Below are 1,764 nucleotides of genomic sequence, written 5' to 3'. Positions count from 1 at the left end.
GTCCAGTGCCGGTGTAGTACCTGAAGTGGTTGCCCTCCGGCCGCGCCTGCCGTCCTCCGAAGCGTGGGTCTAGCGGGTAAACACGATTCTGTTTTGCTTCCGCATCGAAGAGGACGGCCAATTCCGCGACTTTGTCAGGATTTTTGGCGGCTACGTCATCCGCTTCGGAGTAGTCCTCGCTCAGGTGATACAGCTCCCAAGGCTGGCGATTCGGGTCCGGAGGCGGCTGAGTGGTGTATACCCAGGGAAGCAGGCCGCTACGTGATGCCGCCATCCAGCCGTCGTGATAGATGGCCCGGTTACCCAGCATCTCAAAGTATTGGGTTGTGCGCAGGCTCGGCACACTGGCTGAGGAGAAGGTCGCCAGCATGCTCATGCCGTCCATGCGCTGTTGCTTCACGCCATTCACTTCAATGGGCACCGGGATATGTGCCGCCTCCAGAACGGTGGGAGCAATATCGGTCACGTCCTCAAACTGTTCCCGCAAGGCTCCGCCATCATGGATTCCTTTTGGCCAACAGACCACCAGAGGATCACGGGTTCCACCCAGGTGTGAGGCGATGCGCTTGCCCCACCGAAATGGAGTGTCTCCGGCCCACGCCCAGCCCACCGGATAGTGAGGCGTCGTCTCCGGCCCGCCAAGCTTATCGAGGATCTTGAGCATCTCAGCCGTGGACTCCCGCTCGCCGTTGATCGCCGCCATGATGTTGCCCGTGCCTTGCAAGCCGCCTTCCAGGCTGGCGCCATTGTCTCCGGCAATAAAGAGAACCATCGTGTTGTCCAACTGGCCGGTATCGCGAATCGCGTCGATCACGCGCCCGATCTCGTGATCGGTCTGTGCCATAAATCCGGCAAAGACCTCCATCAGGCGTGAGGCGACCTTCTTTTCGTCCGGCGAGAGCGAATCCCATGCAGGAATCTCCTTGGGGCGAGGCGTCAGCTTCGCATCCTTCGGGACCACACCGAGCTTCTTCTGGCGCTCAAAGACAATCTCACGATACTTGTCCCAGCCCATATCGAACTGGCCGCGGAACTTGTCGATCCAGGGCTTGGGAGCCTGCAGCGGGGTATGCGTTGCTCCGGGAGCAAAGTAGACGAAGAAAGGCTTCTCAGGAGACAGCGACTTCTCCGATTTGATCCAGCGAATCGCATGATCGGCCAGATCTTCGTTCAGCGTGAAGTCGGCCTTGCGTCCAGCTGGCGCCGACATCTCGACCGGCTGTGTCCCAGAGGTAAGCTCCGGATACCACTGGTCTGTTTCACCATTCAGGAAACCATAGAACTCATCGAACCCCTGATGTGTTGGCCAGTGATCGAATGGGCCGGAGATCTTGTCTTCGCTTTCCGGAATCAGATGCCACTTGCCGTAGGCGGCCGTTGCGTATCCGTTCATCTGCAGCACTTGCGGTAACAGTGCCGCGCTCTTCGGGATCGACGCGTTATAGCCGGGGAAGTCGGTTGCCAGATTGGTGATTGTCCCCATCCCGACAGCATGATTGTTCCTGCCCGTCAGCAATGCCGCGCGTGTGGGCGAGCAGAGGGCTGTGACATGGAAGCGGTTGTAACGCAATCCCTTCGCTGCGAGGGAGTCAAGCGTCGGTGTCGGGACCAGACCTCCAAATGTGCCGGATTGGCCATACCCGGCATCGTCGATCAACACCAGCAATACGTTCGGAGCGCCCGCTGGGGCTCGCAACGGTGGTGTCGGAGCCGCCGTTGAGTTCGCGAAACTGGAGCCAACGGTCCCCGTAAAAGGGGGAGGCG

General features: G+C 59.7%; 1 protein-coding gene. It reads right to left on the bottom strand.

Annotated elements, in window-relative coordinates; all coding sequences use genetic code 11:
* Positions 1-1,696: arylsulfatase (locus tag AB4043_RS24400; RefSeq protein WP_442308375.1), on the bottom strand; the 1,696-nt coding region annotated here is incomplete at its 3' end.
* Between the last annotated feature and the right edge of the window lie 68 nt (positions 1,697-1,764).

Source organism: Terriglobus sp. YAF25 (assembly GCF_052113305.1).
Lineage (GTDB): Bacteria > Acidobacteriota > Terriglobia > Terriglobales > Acidobacteriaceae > Terriglobus.
This window is presented reverse-complemented; position numbering and strand designations above follow the sequence as displayed.